This is a genomic window from Neobacillus niacini, assembly GCF_023715415.1.
GTDB classification, from domain to species: domain Bacteria; phylum Bacillota; class Bacilli; order Bacillales; family Cytobacillaceae; genus Neobacillus; species Neobacillus niacini_C.
In genome coordinates, this window is record NZ_JAMBOB010000014.1 from 1 (window position 1) to 16,058 (window position 16,058).

At 39.0% G+C, this 16,058-nt stretch carries 15 protein-coding genes; 4 read left to right on the forward strand and 11 right to left on the reverse strand.

Annotated features, from left to right (window positions below; translation table 11 throughout):
* The first annotated feature begins 750 nt into the window (after positions 1–750).
* Positions 751–1,269 carry a hypothetical protein gene (locus tag M3189_RS23470; RefSeq protein WP_251638632.1) on the forward strand — a complete coding sequence of 173 codons (519 nt, stop codon included), beginning with the start codon at positions 751–753 and terminating at the stop codon, positions 1,267–1,269.
* A 258-nt stretch (positions 1,270–1,527) separates the two neighbouring features.
* Here the strand turns inward: M3189_RS23470 and M3189_RS23475 are convergent, their stop codons facing one another.
* Positions 1,528–2,478, reverse strand: a complete 951-nt coding sequence (locus M3189_RS23475; protein WP_251638634.1) for a helix-turn-helix transcriptional regulator — start codon at positions 2,476–2,478, stop codon at positions 1,528–1,530.
* Positions 2,479–2,587: 109 nt separating this feature from the next.
* Here M3189_RS23475 and M3189_RS23480 point away from each other — a divergent pair, with 109 nt between their 5' ends.
* Together M3189_RS23480 and M3189_RS23485 are read left to right on the forward strand one after the other, a co-directional pair.
* A complete protein-coding gene (locus M3189_RS23480; RefSeq protein WP_251638636.1) occupies positions 2,588–3,067 on the forward strand; it encodes a GyrI-like domain-containing protein in 480 nt (159 codons plus the stop codon).
* 21 nt (positions 3,068–3,088) lie between these two features.
* A complete protein-coding gene (locus M3189_RS23485) occupies positions 3,089–3,556 on the forward strand; it encodes a phage tail protein (protein WP_251638638.1) in 468 nt (155 codons plus the stop codon).
* A 102-nt stretch (positions 3,557–3,658) separates the two neighbouring features.
* Here the strand turns inward: M3189_RS23485 and M3189_RS23490 are convergent, their stop codons facing one another.
* From M3189_RS23490 to M3189_RS23505, 4 genes are all read right to left on the reverse strand, one after another.
* Positions 3,659–4,510 carry a creatininase family protein gene (locus M3189_RS23490; RefSeq protein ID WP_251638640.1) on the reverse strand — a complete coding sequence of 284 codons (852 nt, stop codon included), beginning with the start codon at positions 4,508–4,510 and terminating at the stop codon, positions 3,659–3,661.
* A 56-nt stretch (positions 4,511–4,566) separates the two neighbouring features.
* Positions 4,567–5,931, reverse strand: a complete 1,365-nt coding sequence (locus M3189_RS23495; protein ID WP_251638642.1) for an MFS transporter — start codon at positions 5,929–5,931, stop codon at positions 4,567–4,569.
* A gap of 223 nt (positions 5,932–6,154) precedes the next feature.
* Entirely contained in the window at positions 6,155–6,901 is a 747-nt protein-coding gene (locus M3189_RS23500) for an AraC family transcriptional regulator (RefSeq protein WP_251638644.1), read from the reverse strand.
* A 317-nt stretch (positions 6,902–7,218) separates the two neighbouring features.
* Positions 7,219–7,698: an LURP-one-related/scramblase family protein gene (locus tag M3189_RS23505; RefSeq protein ID WP_251638646.1), complete on the reverse strand. Its 480-nt coding sequence runs from the start codon at positions 7,696–7,698 to the stop codon at positions 7,219–7,221.
* A gap of 358 nt (positions 7,699–8,056) precedes the next feature.
* Between M3189_RS23505 and M3189_RS23510 the strand changes: the two genes are divergently transcribed.
* The gene (locus M3189_RS23510; protein WP_251638648.1) at positions 8,057–8,842 is read left to right on the forward strand and encodes an SDR family NAD(P)-dependent oxidoreductase; all 786 of its coding nucleotides are present in this window, start codon (positions 8,057–8,059) and stop codon (positions 8,840–8,842) included.
* A 135-nt stretch (positions 8,843–8,977) separates the two neighbouring features.
* On the opposite strand, the gene M3189_RS23515 is transcribed toward M3189_RS23510, so the two are convergent.
* The 6 genes from M3189_RS23515 to M3189_RS23540 form a co-directional block, all read right to left on the reverse strand.
* On the reverse strand, positions 8,978–9,859 hold the full coding sequence (locus M3189_RS23515) for a MaoC/PaaZ C-terminal domain-containing protein (RefSeq protein WP_251638650.1): 882 nt from the start codon (positions 9,857–9,859) through the stop codon (positions 8,978–8,980).
* Between the two features lie 26 nt (positions 9,860–9,885).
* Complete coding sequence (locus tag M3189_RS23520) at positions 9,886–10,863, reverse strand: NAD(P)H-dependent flavin oxidoreductase (RefSeq protein WP_251638652.1); 978 nt, start codon at positions 10,861–10,863, stop codon at positions 9,886–9,888.
* A 191-nt stretch (positions 10,864–11,054) separates the two neighbouring features.
* Positions 11,055–12,038 (reverse strand): quinone oxidoreductase family protein, encoded by a 984-nt coding sequence (locus tag M3189_RS23525; protein WP_251638655.1) that lies wholly within the window; start codon positions 12,036–12,038, stop codon positions 11,055–11,057.
* A gap of 73 nt (positions 12,039–12,111) precedes the next feature.
* Entirely contained in the window at positions 12,112–13,638 is a 1,527-nt protein-coding gene (locus M3189_RS23530) for a CoA-acylating methylmalonate-semialdehyde dehydrogenase (protein WP_251638657.1), read from the reverse strand.
* Between the two features lie 18 nt (positions 13,639–13,656).
* Positions 13,657–14,574: an NAD(P)-dependent oxidoreductase gene (locus M3189_RS23535; RefSeq protein WP_251638665.1), complete on the reverse strand. Its 918-nt coding sequence runs from the start codon at positions 14,572–14,574 to the stop codon at positions 13,657–13,659.
* Positions 14,575–14,607: 33 nt separating this feature from the next.
* Positions 14,608–15,942, reverse strand: a complete 1,335-nt coding sequence (locus tag M3189_RS23540) for a GntP family permease (protein WP_251638667.1) — start codon at positions 15,940–15,942, stop codon at positions 14,608–14,610.
* Between the last annotated feature and the right edge of the window lie 116 nt (positions 15,943–16,058).

Genomic DNA, 16,058 nt, shown 5'->3' on the forward strand with positions numbered 1-16,058 from the left:
CGGGCAATCAAAAATTTTGCGCATTTGGTTTTTCAACGATAAAAAAGCAAAGGCACAACTAGCAATTATCACTAGTTGTGCCTTTTTACGCGCAAAACTTCCGATTGTCCCCTATAAGAACCGTCCCCACGGTTTTCAAGTATATGATGGCAATAATGGGAGATCTGAATAAGTTCTTTTTTTGTCATATTCTTTTCAACTAACTTCATCTTTAGTGTTGAATAATTAGTGTATGTATTAACCATTTTTACGGAACAATACCTATATAGTAAATAATAAGCTAGGTGAAATAGATGATTTTTCTTATGATAAAAATAATTATTTGTATTATCTTAATTATGTTATGGTTACGGGAGTGTAAAAAAGATCCAGTTCAAACCTTAGGAAACTTTTTTTTTATCCTTTTTATTTTTACTCTAACTTTTGACGTTTTCGCACTAAATTATAAAATGATTACTTTAAAAGAAAAACCAATTAATATCTACCACTTATTTATCAATAGAAATATTTTTTTACCATTAACACTGTTCTTATTTCAAAGAATATCTCAACGACTTTTCAAAAAGATTTTCTATTCAATCGGATGGGTTTTTATGTTTTATTTTTTTATCAAATTAAATGAACAGTTCCATATTGTAAAGCTCAAGGATTGGACACTACTTAATTGTGGTTATATAGGAGGAATTATTGTCACTTTGTCTCTTTTGATGTCGTATGCACTTAATAAACTAGCAAGGAGTAGCGTGAATAATGCCACTTCCAATTAGATTTGACACGAACGAAATATTTATTATTGTAAATGGAATCATTCTTACTCTAATTGCAGTGAAACTTCTTCCTAATCGACTTACTTATACAACAAGTATTATATTGTACCTACATAAAATTGCTGTTGCTATTGTAGTTGACCATTTACTCGCAGGTCCACCTCTTGATCTCTATGATGTAATGGATACACCAAAATTTGAATTCTTCGATTTGATTATATATATTTTTGTATATGGACCATTCACTTATATCATTATTTACATTTATGATAAATGGTTTTACCATAAGTCTCATTTTAAAAAATTTATTTATCTGCTACTCATCACTCTAATAAATTTAGGTTGCGAATTTATTGCAACTAAACTAAATATTTATATTTATAAGGGGTGGACACTTTATTACTCTATCCCAATATATTTAATTGTCTATATTACGAATTTTTATTTACTTAAATATCTGAAGGATTACGAGAGTGAGTTAAGCCAAAAGGTAATTAATTAAATGATATATCTATTTGGTATACCAACAAATATTAATAACACTTTTGCATCAAAAAAATTAGCAGACCAAATAAATAATTTGGTCTGCTTTTTCTAATGTTTCTCCATTAAAATAGAACTCTTTTTTTATGATTCCTATATTTTATCTATTACTTTGTAAATTATTTATTATTGACTTATCCACAACTTTTTCTAGTTTCTGCTTTACCATCACTTGTGATACGGTTCCCCGTAACAAATATAGTGTACCTAATACTGCTTATGGGCAGAATAATCCTAATCTCTTCTGTAAACCTTCGTTAACTTCTATTGGCATTTCCTTAATCTTGATATCTTCACCGAGGAAAAGCAGCCAATTTGTTATTTCGGTCAATTCTTCGGGATTTTTTACATTGATAAAGGTCTTTAGAATGGCTGTGGCTTGGTAGGGATTCGTATAGGAAATGGATACTTTTAAAGGGTGGTATTTTTTAAACTGGGCAATTGCCTTCGGGCCAAGTTCAAGGGATAGGTTGGTTTCTCCTTCCTGCTTACGTAATTTTTCTAAAATCTTTTTCTTACTCCACCTTTTGTTCGTTGGGCTGGGTTGGACATTGGTAAGGTTGTCGACGTGAAAAATCTGCTTCTTTTCTTCCTTTGTGTCAAAGCCTTCAATCAGCCACAGGCTTTTTTCTCGATAAAGGTGCAAGAGATAAATGTGATACGACTCTTCTTTACTGGTAATGACTAAATTCCGATCCACAAGTAGGAGTTGGATGAGCTTTTCTAACATGTGATGGGGAAGGTCTGACAAATCAAGCAGGTCCGGATTATTCGGGTTGGTCCCTTCAAATAGTAAGATTTGATTTAATAGAACAAGGTCATCTTGCTGGTTTTCCGAGATGAGTCCTAGTAATTTTTCAGCTAAAGATTGGCGGCTCTTTAGATAAGGGAGCTGTTGGTTTCTTGTCGCCATAAAGGCGATAAAAAGTGCCTTAACCTCGTTATCGGTAAAACGGACATCAGGCAGGACAGAATTGTGCATGACAAAATAACCGCCATCCCTTCCAACTTCAGCAACAAGCGGCATCCCCATGGCTTCAATTTCTCTAATATCTCGAATAGCGGTCGAACGAGAGATAGTAAATTCCTGCATGATTTCAGAAATAGTAAAATGGGACCGGTTATTGATATAGCGCATGATGGTATTAATCCGTTCAACTTTTTTCATTCAGCTACGCATCTCCTAAACAGTATCACTTTTTGACATGATTTAAGGTTATTATAAACTCAGGAAGTGAAAAGACAAATTAATTTTTTAAAAAAGGAAGGTTTTGAAGATGGCAGATTATACATTAGAAGAAAAAGACAGCTTTACCGTTTTAGGTTTTGGAACGGAGCTTAAGAGCGACTACACAGACTATGCTGGCATTATGAAGGAAAAGTCAGACTTTTGGAATGCCGTGAACCAAGATGGAACGCTCGATACTTTAAAAGCTGTTGCAACAAACGACTACATTTTCCTTGTGAACGAAGCGGTGAACAACAAGATGATGCATTACGCCGGCGTCATGACAGAAAAAACATTGCCAGATGCAACCCGAGTGATTCAATTTCCTAAAGGGGAATACCTCGTTGTGAAAGGGGAAGCAGGAAGTTCTGAAGAGTTGAGTAATTTGCTAACGGGTATCGCCTTTGGCCAAGCCTTGCCAGAAGCGAGTGATGTTGCCTATGTTGGCGGGCCAAATGCATCGGTTGAGATGGGGCAGCGCAACGGTAAAGTTTTTGGTGAAATGTGGATTCCGGTTGTTCGGAAATAGTGGCATTAAGGAGAGTAGCGAATGTCCTATAACGTAGATTTTAAAAATGTTTCGACAGTTGGTTTGGAGTCTTCCCCTGTTGCAGATGCACTTGCTGGTTTACGGGCGAATGAAGCTCGTTACTTTATGAACAAATATAAGCATGAATTTACAGTTGTACCAGCAAACGATAGTCAGGAAACCCTTGATTATGTAAACCATATTTTGAAAAAAGAACGTGATATTGAGTTTGGTGCCAGGCCTTTAGAAACATCGCATTTCCAAGTGGAAAATATCAATTGGGCCTACGTCTTTTATGAGGATGGTCTTGAGGTCAACGTCCTTTACACGATTGATGGCCCTAAGCCGAAGCGGGCCGTTGGGTTTAAGCTTTCTGAGGGTATGGAGGTACCGAAGGAATTAGAAGGAAAGTTTAAGTTTGCTAGGCAGAAATCTAAACTAGCTGGAACCATAAGGGGCTCGTTTTTTGTCATTAAAGGAGAATATTAAAGGAAACAAGAGGTTTTACAGCATTAAAGCAGCATATAATTTCCTATAAAATTGACAAGAGGTGCGACTCATATAAGAGTCGCACCTCTTGTTATTTATTTTCTATACTATGCCGCCTGGCAAGTGTGCCCCGTATTTAGGAAGAATGGTATCCTTCGTATAATCATCAAGTTGACGAAGTGTTTCAACAATTGCCGCCATCTCTAAAGCCTTTACAAGTTCATTAATTGCCTGAACACCCCTATCAGCAAATACCTCTCTATCTTCAGGTGTTTTCAAAGGCGGGGTAGCCATATGATCAGATGGTTCATTAAAGTAAGAACCTACTGCACCGGATTGATAAGCGTATTTTCCTAATACATTTCCAGGATTCTTACCCATTCCTGCTAACATATGCTGCACATCATACGTAACAGAATGAGATTCAGGTACATTCAATGGAACATCTTCTAATCTGCCTAATACTTTATATGCACCAATGCTGATGTCGTGGAACGTATCCATCAGATTGAAATTGGCCGCCTCTGCTGCTTTTAATACATCCATATACAAGATAGGCACTTTTGTTTCATCAAAGAAATCACGAACCATACCACTTACTGTCATATGTGCTGGACCATGACTGGTGATATATATTTGTCGTCTAAAGCCTTGATTAAGTAATGACTTTGCTATTTTATCTAAATAAGCCATACCATCCTTAATGCTCATTTGAACTGTTCCACGACCAACAATCGTTCCGCCTGGAAAGAAATAAGGTAAGTTGTGCAAAACAAGCCCATCTGATTCTTCTGCCATCTTTAACGCAATGGCTTCTGCTAAAACAGTTTCAGCATCCAGTGGCAAAGCTCCATGAGTTTCCGTTACTCCAACTGGAACAAAGATAATATCATTACGATCTAAATAATCTTCGACTTCCCCGTTTGTCAGTTTTGAAAGAAATCTAGTACGCATATGAACCTCTCCTATTATTCTATTTAATAAGGATTTACCATAATGAACTTTCCTTATTACGATGCTCTTCTTTCTTTTAATACTGCATACATTTCATTTGTGCTCTTTGAATTTAGGTTAAAGATTAAACCTACACCGATTAGTATCAGAATAAATGCGACAACTGGCAAACCTGTGTACATTTTTAAAATACCTTCAGCCACTTCTTGTGATTGTGATTTTGCACCAGATACGAATCCAACCCAACCTAAAGAGTAACTACCAACCGCTGCCCCTAATCCCATTCCCACTTTACGAGCGAAAGAGTAGAGCGAGTAAAGTGTTCCTTCGATTTTCTTTCCAGTTTTGTATTCTGTATAATCAATACAGTCTGTAACCAATGCCCAAACAAGGATAACGAACACGGATGAACCGATTGTAGCGAAATTGTATAATGCCGCAAATACATATACATTATCAAACGTAACAAGTGTCATTAAAGCGGATGCAACTAAACTGAATGCTGAAGTACCAAGTATCAAGTTGCGTTTATTGAACTTTGCAACGAGTTTTGGAATGAAAACGAATAACACAAGGATAATTCCCATACTAATGAAAGAGTTGATCGCAAATGCACTCGGCATATTATAATACTCAGCAAATACATAAGCAGCTAAAGTAGTTGCACCAGAAATAATTAAGGTAGAGCCGAGAGTTGCCACCATCATACCGATTAAAGGTCTGTTGGAAAATGCTTCTTTAAATGCATCCTTAAAATCGTAATCCGGCTTAGCTCCAGCAAGCTTTTCGTCACGAATCCGTTCAGTTGTTAATTTTACAAGCCCTGTATAGGATAATAAGGATAAAATACTGAATACAATCGCGATATAGAAGAATGCTTCTGGAACAATATTTCCAGCTTTATCATAGATGAACGTTGGAACAAAAGATAAGAACCCAACGCCAACAATCATACCGCCGATTGAGCGGGCACGTGATAATTTTGTACGTTCCACAGGATCATTGGTGATAACAGAAGCTAATGAACCATATGGAATCGCATCAGCCGTATACGCAACACAGAAGAATAGATAAGCAGATACTACCCAAATATGAGTCGCGGCAGATCCCCAGCTTGAGATATCAGCAAAAGCGATTAAACATGCTGCTGCTAGTATCCATTTCGAAAAGCTAATCCAAGGCAGGAACTTATCTCCGCTCTTTCCTATTCTGTAACGGTCCGTAATGGTTCCCATAATACCAGTGATAATGGCATCGAATACTTTACCAACTAAAAACATCGTCCCCATAAAGTAAGGGCTTACACCTAATACATAGGTACAAAAGACAATAAAGAAAGAACCAATGTACAAGTTAACAAAACTTCCCCCAACATCTCCTAGCATATAACCAACTTGATCTTTTACTCCAAACTTTTTCATTAATTTCCCTCCCTAAATCGTTTACATTTTTTAATAAGTGCAAGCCTGTAAATCAAAGTAAAAGTAATACCTTTTTTGTAAGCCCTTTATTTAGTACTTTCAAAGTATACAACGAAGAATAAAACCACTTTTGTTCTACAATTGCATTGTTTTTGTATTATAATTGCATGAAATGTTGCCCAAAAATAGGAATAGACGCATGAAATATCATGCGTCTATTTGGTCACTTCTTGCTATTCTTTTTAAACTCAACAGGAGTTGCCCCTTCGACCTCTTTGAAAAGTTTAGAAAAATACTGGGGGTTGCTAAACCCAACCATGATGGCAATTTCAGTCATGGAAAGATTGGTGAAAAGGATTAGTTGTTTTGCTTCTTTTAGTCTTCTCAGATTCCGAAAATGACTAATGGTTATGCCTTTTTTCTTTTTAAACGCACGCATTAAATGGGACGGATGAACATGTAACTTTCCTGCCATTTCCTCCATTGAGATATCTTCAGCAAAGTTCATTTCAATATAGTTTTCTGCACTTTCTACAATGGTTACGTTCCCTCTTTTTGATTTTCGGATGGCTGGGTCGGAATACTCTGTTAACATATTTGAGTGAATCATATCTAGTTCAGAAAGGGTTTCAGTATGCTCAATCATAATGGCATATTTTTCAGATAAAAAGTGGCATTGCCAGGCACTTAACCCTCCCTTTCCAGCTGCATAGCTATAAAGGGTATTATGTGATAATAATATGTTTTTATAGGATCGAACCTTATTATTTGGAACTCTATTAAGAATGTTTAATAGATCAAATTTCTGAAACGCACCCTTATCAAATTCTGCTATCAAATCCCGATCACAAGTTTGAATTCCATAGAGAAATTTTTCCCTCTGCCTATGGACATCTTCAATATATTCAATAGTAGGCCCATTTCGATTTATCTGTAAATTTGGAGTATCTGCCTGCCAATGTTCCTTCATTTAATGTCCCTTCCCTATGAATTTTTCCTAAGGATACTATTTATCACAAAAAAAGCAAAATCCTATTATTGGAGATTTTAAAAAACAGCTTTATTTATGCTATTTTAGCTCCAAATGTAAAATATGTATATTATTACTTAGGACTACAAGAAATACCTGACTAATTTACTAGTCAGGCATTGTATTTTACATGGTTCGTTCTGTAATAGATCAAAATTAAGCTTCTACTATTTTATAGAGTTTATGAACCCTTATTTATCATAGATCTGACACCAATATGTCGTATACTTTTTTATTATACGGTAAGTCGCCGCTCCTTATGAAGAACCCGCTCCGTCAGCCTTCACACAATCAATGGCAACTACGAGTGCAATCATAATGGTCTCCATCTCTTCCTCCAGTATTTCTACCTTGTAGCTATCTCCCCAAGTGAACCACTCCTTGCTCACTTGGCCCACGACTTTACCATGCTGTACTACCTGAAAATCCATATCCCACCAATTTCCATGTACTTCAATGCCTGCACCATCAATCGTATAGCGTGCTTTTAAGGAAAACTCCTTCTTAATCGTTACGACCTCCCGACCCTTCACCTCAACGAAAAACTTTGGTAAGAAGCTGAACGCCTTTTTCGTAATGTGCGCTACTTCATCTCTTGCTGTATTCATAATGGAGAAAGTCTTGGGAATCTGCATAAAACTGCCTTCCACATAATAGACATCCTTCTCCTGCTGATCCTTTACTGTAAATTTGCCACTAAGACTAAATACCTTCTGCTTTATATAAAACTGCTTCATCTTTATGCCCCCTCTTATTTAGCATATTACGAATAAACAGAGTATTTCAACATTTTCATACCTTTATCATTCGAATCATATATAATGATAAAAAGTGAAACAGGTTTTTATCCGAAAGGGTGCTTAAAATTGCTGATTATCACTAGTTTTTTGGTGTTTGCATTACTCGGTGGATACCTCATTTTAAGAGCAAGCGGCACAATTATATTTATTGGGTTTCTCTTAGGATTAGCAGTTATACATTTGGGGATATGGAAAAAGAATGGCCTGCTGACAATACTAGGAGTGGTAATGATGATACTTTCATTCCTATTACCTAGTATTATATTTTTTTGAACTAAAAATATGGGGGAATAGTGTGAAAGTATTCAATAAAGTCATTGTCGTAACTGGTGCTGGCGGTGGGATTGGGAGAGAACTCGTTTGCCAGCTATTAGAAAAAGGAGCTAAAGTCGCGGCCATCCTCCACAAATCCGGGCTGGAGGAGACAAAGTCTTTCGCAACCATCTATGGTGACAAGATTTCAACACACATTGCTAATTTAGCTAACAGAGAGGAAGTGGAAAAGCTTCCAGAAGAAATCATCGCCGTTCATGGATGCATAGATGGAGTAATTAATAATGCAGGAATTATTCAACCGTTCCATAGCGTGAATGATCTTGATTATGAACAAATTCAACGGGTCATGGATGTCAACTTTTACGGTACGCTCTATATGTGCAAATCGTTCTTACCACACCTTTTAAATCGACCAGAAGCCCACATTACGAATGTTTCAAGCATGGGCGGATTTCTTCCTGTACCACGTCAATCGATTTATACAGCATCTAAAGCAGCTGTCAAAATGTTAACAGAAGGTCTTCATTTAGAGCTTAGAGATACCCGTGTAGGCGTGACCGTTGTCTTTCCTGGAGGAGTCGATACGAACATCGTTCAAAATGCTGGAATCGAAATAACAGGAGTGGAAAGCCATTCCTATAAGATGCTTAGCCCAAAGAAAGCAGCTGCCATCATTATTCACGGTATGGAAAATAAAAAATACCGAGTATTAGCCGGAAATGATTCAAAAATAATGGACTTTTTATATCGTTTAAATCCGAAAAAGGCAACGGACCTTATTGCTAAAAAGATAAAAACACTTTAAAGGAAACCGGGAACCGTGGAGACGGTTCTCCGGGTCACTTTCACTTGATTAATGGTTAAATGGTAGTGAAATGCTACCTAAGTCAGAATAAACAAAAAATATGTCCAGGAGAACCGTTCCCATGGACTCTGGACTTTATCTATACTCAAATATCCCCTTATCAAGTATGGCTTTACCAGTATCAGAGTTTACCAACTTAAAGTATACTCCGTTATCTACTTTCCAGCCGACAAATTGAACGTTTGTGCCTGGATAGCAAATACTTCTCATTTGAGTGGAGATTCGCGTCATTCTTTCTGGCTCATTTGGAATGATGGCTTCGATACCCATTCTGCATGCAAATCCAAGCGAACATAATCCCTGCATAAAAGGAGCCTTAAATCCTGCTTCTTTTGCTAGTTCTGGATTTACATGTATATGATTGGTATCCCCTGTCAGACGATAAAGAACGTTCTGAATCTCGCTGATAGAATCAGAAATAACATAATCTGGTTCACGATCAGGAATGACAACATTACTCTTAGGAGGTTTTTCTCCACCAAAGCCTCCCTTAGCAAAAATGACAGTGCTTGAATGGTTCGTGCAAATCAAATTCCCAGCTTCATCGAAAACCGGCAATTGCGTTTTAACAATAATGCCTTTATCCTTCCCACGATCATAAATATTGGTTATCGTATCTTCAAAAACAAGAGAACCTTTAATTGGATCAATGGGTCTATGCATGATTAATTCATGCTCCATGTGAAGAAAGCCTGGCGATACGCCTAATTCCCTTTGTAATGCTTCCTTGACAATAAGGGATGCAGGATATGGAGTTGGTCTTTGAGGAGTAGTATTAACTGCATTCCAATATGGGATCGCTCCGTAGGTTGGGATTACCTTCATGTTTTTTTCATAATAGTAGTTTAGATCTTCTTTACGAGCTCCTACGGCAAGAGCATAAAGGGCAATATCTCTCCAATTGTATTCCAATTTTCGCAGACCCGCACTGGCTCCAATATATTTCTCAACATCCATAATTTTCTCCCCTTGTATAGTAGGAATTATTTAAGTGACCGCTCTCCAAAAAGAGTACCTAAGCGGCTCAGTCCTTTTTCTGCCGTTAAAATCATCTCATCAAACAATTCCTGAACCGTAGGAATCGTTTTTATAAGACCCACTACCTGCCCGGCCCATCCGAAACCATCCAATTCTTCACCATCATAGATATACCTGCAATTCGCTTTACCGCTAATCACATCTTTCAGGTCTTCATAGGTAGCTCCTACCTTTTCACGTTCGAGAATGTCTAATGTATATCCAGATTTCAATACGCGTCCTGGCGAACCGATTGTTCTCTTGATAACCACTGTATCCGTCTCTTTTGCAGTAAGGATTGCCTGTTTATATCTCTCGTTTGCATGAACACACTCCTTTGTTGCGATAAAGCGAGTCCCCATTTCAATTCCTTCCGCCCCAAGTGAAAAAGCTGCCAATAAACCTCGTCCATCGCCAATCCCCCCACTGGCTAATACGGGAATCGATACAGAATCTACGACCAGGGGAATAAGCACCATTGTCCCAATATCTTCGCGTCCTAAATGTCCTCCCCCTTCCTGTCCCACCGCCATTACCGCATCTGCACCAAGTTCTTCAGCCTTTTGTGCCTGTCTAACGCCTGATACAAGTACAAGTGTTTTAATGTTTTCTCCTTTAATTCGTTCAAAAATAGGCTGTGGATTCGCCCCTGTTATCGAAATGACTGGCACCTTTTCCTCGATAGCAACTTCAAGCAGTTCTTGATATTGACCGTCATGCCGTGCAATGGCAAAGTTTACACCGAATGGCTTATTGGTAAGGCTACGTACTTTACGAATTTCATTCCGAAGTTTTTCAGGGGTACCTAGCGTTGCGGCAGTAATTTGTCCGAGTCCTCCTGCATTAGAGACGGCAGCTGCCAGTTCGGCATAGGCGAGGTAAGCAAGTCCACCCTGTACAATTGGATAGTCAATTCCGAAAATCTCTGTTACTCGTGTTTTCATCCATTTCTCCTCCAATACTTTGAATAAGATATATATTTGACCTACTAAATGAGGAACCCTGTTTTTTTCTAGAAATACTTGAATAGGAAAAAATGCTTTACTCCTTGATAGAAGCAAAGCATCCATTCAATAGAACAACTTGATCATTTTGCCTAAATTTCCACAACGATGTCCAGAAGTACCGACTCACATCAGTTGTTCATTTCCAGCAGGACTTTTCCTGTGCTTTGTCTGCTCTCAACCAAACGATGTGCTTCTGCTGCCTCTTCCATTTTAAAACTCTTTCCTACCTTCATGTCCAAACGACCTTCCGCTAAAAAACTCATTACGCGTTCAGCTGGTTCACGTAATAGTTCTGGACGGTTATTTCTCGTCGTACCTAAACTAAATCCGAGAACAGCCCGACAGCTGGCATGTAAATCTTTCGTAATAAATTGACCGAAATCTCCGCTCGCATTCCCAAAGTTGACCAAACGCCCGTACATCGCTAAACAATCCAGGCTTTTTTCTGTCACTTTACCAGCAATGGAGTCTAAAATGACATCGGCTCCTTGTCCGTTGGTTAGTTCATTTACTTTAGGGGCAAAGTCATCCTTCTCGTAGCAAATGACATGATCCGCTCCCGCTTCTAACGCAGTCGCAACCTTGCTTTCACGTCCTACGGTTCCAATGACACAGCCCGCACCTAAAAGTTTTGCCAGCTGGATCGCCGTCGTTCCAATACCTCCAGCCGCAGCATGAATCAGAACACTTTCACCCGGCTGCACCCTGCCTACATCGGCAAGAAGTTTATATGCCGTAAAAGCAACGACTGGACTTGCTGCTGCTGTCCGAAAATCAACGTTAGTTGGGATGGTAAAGGTAAGATTTTCATCTGCTACGATATATTCCGCATATGATCCGTTTTTTGGAAAAGCAATCACTCGTTGTCCCACTTTAAAGCTTTGTACATCGGATCCTACAGCCTCAATGATTCCTGCAGCATCTAATCCAGGAATAATCGGAGGTTTCCCTGCTGCATGATAGTTACCATGTCTTGTTTGAATATCAGCAAAATTGACACTTGTTGCTTCCACACGGACTAACACTTGGTTTGGGCCGATAGAAGGGATATCCATGTTAACCATTCTTAATACTTCAGGTCCCCCAAATTCGCTGATAACAATTGCCTTCATACACTATTCCTCCAATTGATTCATAATCACGAGTGAAACAAGAGGTTCACAACAGCTCGTATGAATAACGTAATTATTGATTACTACTAGGGAAAGCAAACTCAGTCTTGCTATCTTCCTTGGCTTCCGGCCATCTTTCTGATACCGTTTTTGACTTTGTGAAGAAGCGTGCGGTATCTGGTCCAAACATGTGGGCTTCACCGAACTTTGAACGCTTCAATCCACCGAAGTTGTGGTATCCAACTGGAATTGGAATCGGTACATTCACCCCAACCATTCCTACTTCAATTTCTTGTGTAAACTTTCTTGCAGCAGGACCACTTTCAGTGTAGATGGTCACCCCGTTGCCAAATTCGTGACTATTAATGAGGTTAATCGCTTCGTCTAATGTACTTACCCGTACAACGATACGTGCTGGTCCAAATACTTCATCACGGTATATTTTCATATCCGGAGTAACATGATCTAAAAGAGTGGCTCCTAAATAGAATCCCTTTTCTGGTGCATTCACTTCAGGATTACGTCCATCTACGGTTAAAACTGCGCCTTCTTCGATACTTTCATTAATATACTTGAGAACACTATCCTTTGATTGCTGTGTAATAACAGCCCCGAAGTCTGCACTTTCATCCGTATAAGCACCTACTTTAAGTTGTGCTACACGTGCTTTTAATTTGGCTACAAATGCTTCAGCCGTTTTTTCTCCAACTGGCATGGCTGCAGAAATAGCCATACAACGTTGTGAAGCAGATCCGTATGCAGCACCTAGAAAGGCGGTTACTGCTTGATCTAAATCTGCATCAGGCATGATAATCATATGATTTTTTCCGCCGCCAAAAGCTGCTACACGCTTATTATTTTTGGTTCCTTCACTGTACACGTATTCAGCAATTGGAGTAGAGCCAACAAAACTAATCGCATGAATCTTTGGATTCTTCAGGATCGTATCTACAGCCTCTTTATCTCCATTGATCACGGTCCAAACGCCATCTGGCAGGCCCGCTTTTTTCCAAAGTTCGGAAATATATAAGGCAGAGTTCGGAACCTTTTCGGAAGGTTTTAAAATGACAGCATTTCCGACCGCTACCGCCATAGACGTCATTGCAAGAGGTACCATAACTGGAAAGTTAAAGGGAGAGATCGCAGCCACTACGCCTAATGGTTGTTTGATTGAAAAGGAATTAATATCTCCACCAACATTTACGGAGTATTCCCCCTTTAACAAATGTGGGGCATTGATAGCCAAATCAACGGATTCAATTCCACGGACAATTTCTCCTTTTGCATCAGCGACCGTTTTTCCACTTTCCAAACCAATCATTTCAGCAAGGCGATTCGTTTCTTCCACTAACAAAGCTCTAAAACGATGAAGTACCTCTACTCTTTTTCCTAAAGATATTCTCTTCCACTTTTCGAATGCAGCATGAGCCACTTCAACCGCTTCATTTACTTCCTCTGTTGACGCAAGAGGACATAATGCAATAACTTCACCTGTAGATGGGCTATATACATCCCCGAAGCGTTCACTTTTACCTGGTGTCATTTCACCGCCAATAAAATGAGTTAATTTTTTTACTGCATTTTGTGTTGTAGTAGTCATATTCATTACTCCTCCTAATTAATTTTTTGATGCAACGAGGTTGTTCTCATTAATAGACTCTTTTACCATTAGATAGACGGCTGACATATCCTGTGGACCATATCCTTTTTCGACAGCCTTTGTATATAAATCAATCAATTGATCTCCAATTGGGAGTGGGCTTCCAACTTCCTCCGCCATTTGTTTTGCTAGTTTTAAGTCTTTTAGTAATAGATTTGTAGAGAATCCAGGGTTAAATTCGTTGGGTGCAATAAACCCTTTGTAGTTTCTTTCATAGATTCTGCTTTGCCCAAAACTTACGCTTAATACATCATAAATTGTTTCTGCGTCTACACCCATTTGCTCCCCTAATGCAACGGTTTCGGCTACTGCCTCCGTATAGAAACCGATCATTAGATTATTTAATAGTTTAATAACCGTTCCAGTACCAGCACTTTCTCCTAAATGAAAGATATTCTCTCCAAGTACATTCAAGACTGGAAGGGATTTTTCATAAACAGATTTTTCCCCGCCTACCATGATGGTAAGAGTGCCATTCACTGCACCCGATACACTTCCACTTACGGGAGCACCCAGGTAGTCAATCCCTTTTTCCTTTGAAGCAGAATAGACACTTTCATTTAATTGAGGAGAGATGGTACTAAAATCAATCATCGTGAGCGAAGCGTGTGCATTTTCGATAATTCCATTTCCACCCAGATACACCTTCTCTACGATTTGCGGCGTTGGAAGACTCGTCATAATCACGTCTACTTCCTTTGCTAAAATAGCAGGAGCCACTCCGATTTTTCCGCCGGCTTGCGAAAATTTATCTTCAGCATCACGAATCGTATCTACTCCATAAACTTCATACCCTGCTTTAACCAGATTAATAGCCATCGGAAGCCCCATATTCCCTAACCCGATGAATCCAATCTTCTTTGAAAGGTTACTCATACTATTTTCCTCCTATTTTTAGTTGATTGATTACTAACCTAAGAATGTGTATAACAAGATTGCTAGTGTGAGTGCGATTATTGAAATCCCAACGGTAAGAACAAAGATGGGCATATACGCCTTCTCATGCGTTTCATTACATACAGCTCGGATGGTGGTGACGATATATCCATTATGAGGAAGGGAATCAAGTCCTCCGGAAGCAAGGGATGAAATCCGATGCATCGCACCTGGATCAAGCCCTTGTGCCATATAGGCAGGTGCTAAGATAGGAAGAGCAATTCCAAGTCCTCCTGATGCTGAACCTGTAATTCCTGCAATAATCGTTACAGCTGCTCCTAATCCTGCATACGCCATTCCAGGCATACTAACAAGTGCATCGACAATCGAACTAAAGGCAGGTGACTGCTGAGCTACTGCACCGAAACCAACGACCGCACATATATTTGCCGTTGCAACGATAGCGTTTTCACTGCCTTTTCCAAAAATGGCACTATACTTCCTAGAGTATTTATTCATTAAGACAAGTCCAGCAATGACTCCTGAAAACAATCCCAATAACGCTGCTGCAGTTGGAGATATAAACCTTGACGCAACATTTAATACCGCAACAACAATGACTAATGGCAAAATCGCTAATAGGAAAGGCGGCAGTTTTACATTTGTTTGCGTTTCGATAGCTGCTGCCACTTCAGAAAGTGCACTTTCACTTCCTTTTTGAGAACCTGGTAAGGTAAACGTCTCACCATTTTTCACTGCCTTTGTAACCATGTACTTAAGGGCATAGCCCCCTGAAACCATGATAAACAGAGCAGTGATGACACCAATCAATCCTCCTGCAGTAGGCTGTGTTCCAAAGAACTGCATCGGAATAAGATTTTGAACCTCTGGGGATCCCGGTGCAGTCATTGTGAAAGAGATAGATCCGAATACGATTGCTGCAGGGATAAATCGATGGGGCAGATTGGCTACTTTGAATAAGGAAACAGCAATCGGATAAACAGAGAAACCAACGATTGCAATACTAACTCCGCCATACGTCATTAATGCACAAGCTGCTACAACGGCAAAGACTGCTCGTTTTGCACCCACTCTGACTTTTACCCATTCCGCAATGGAATCCGCAGCTTTCGTTTCCTCCATTACCTTTCCAAAAATGGCGCCTAATAGGTACACGAGAAACCATGAAGCAAAATAACCGGTGAATCCAGTCATATAATTCTCCGTAAGCGCTTTCTCTAAAGACAAACCACTTGTTAACGCAAGCAAAGTAGAGCAGAGAACGGCAGCAATAATAATATTTACCCCTCGCATAGTAAATAAAATTAGTAAAGCCAAGCTTAGGAAAAGACCAATAAAACTAAGCATGCGACACCCCCAAATTAATGTTTGTAATTATACCCTTTATACTGCAAGAAGTGTGCCAATTTATACTTTTGTGAAAATAACCAATATTTAAAACATTTAAAATGAAGAGTGTCTAA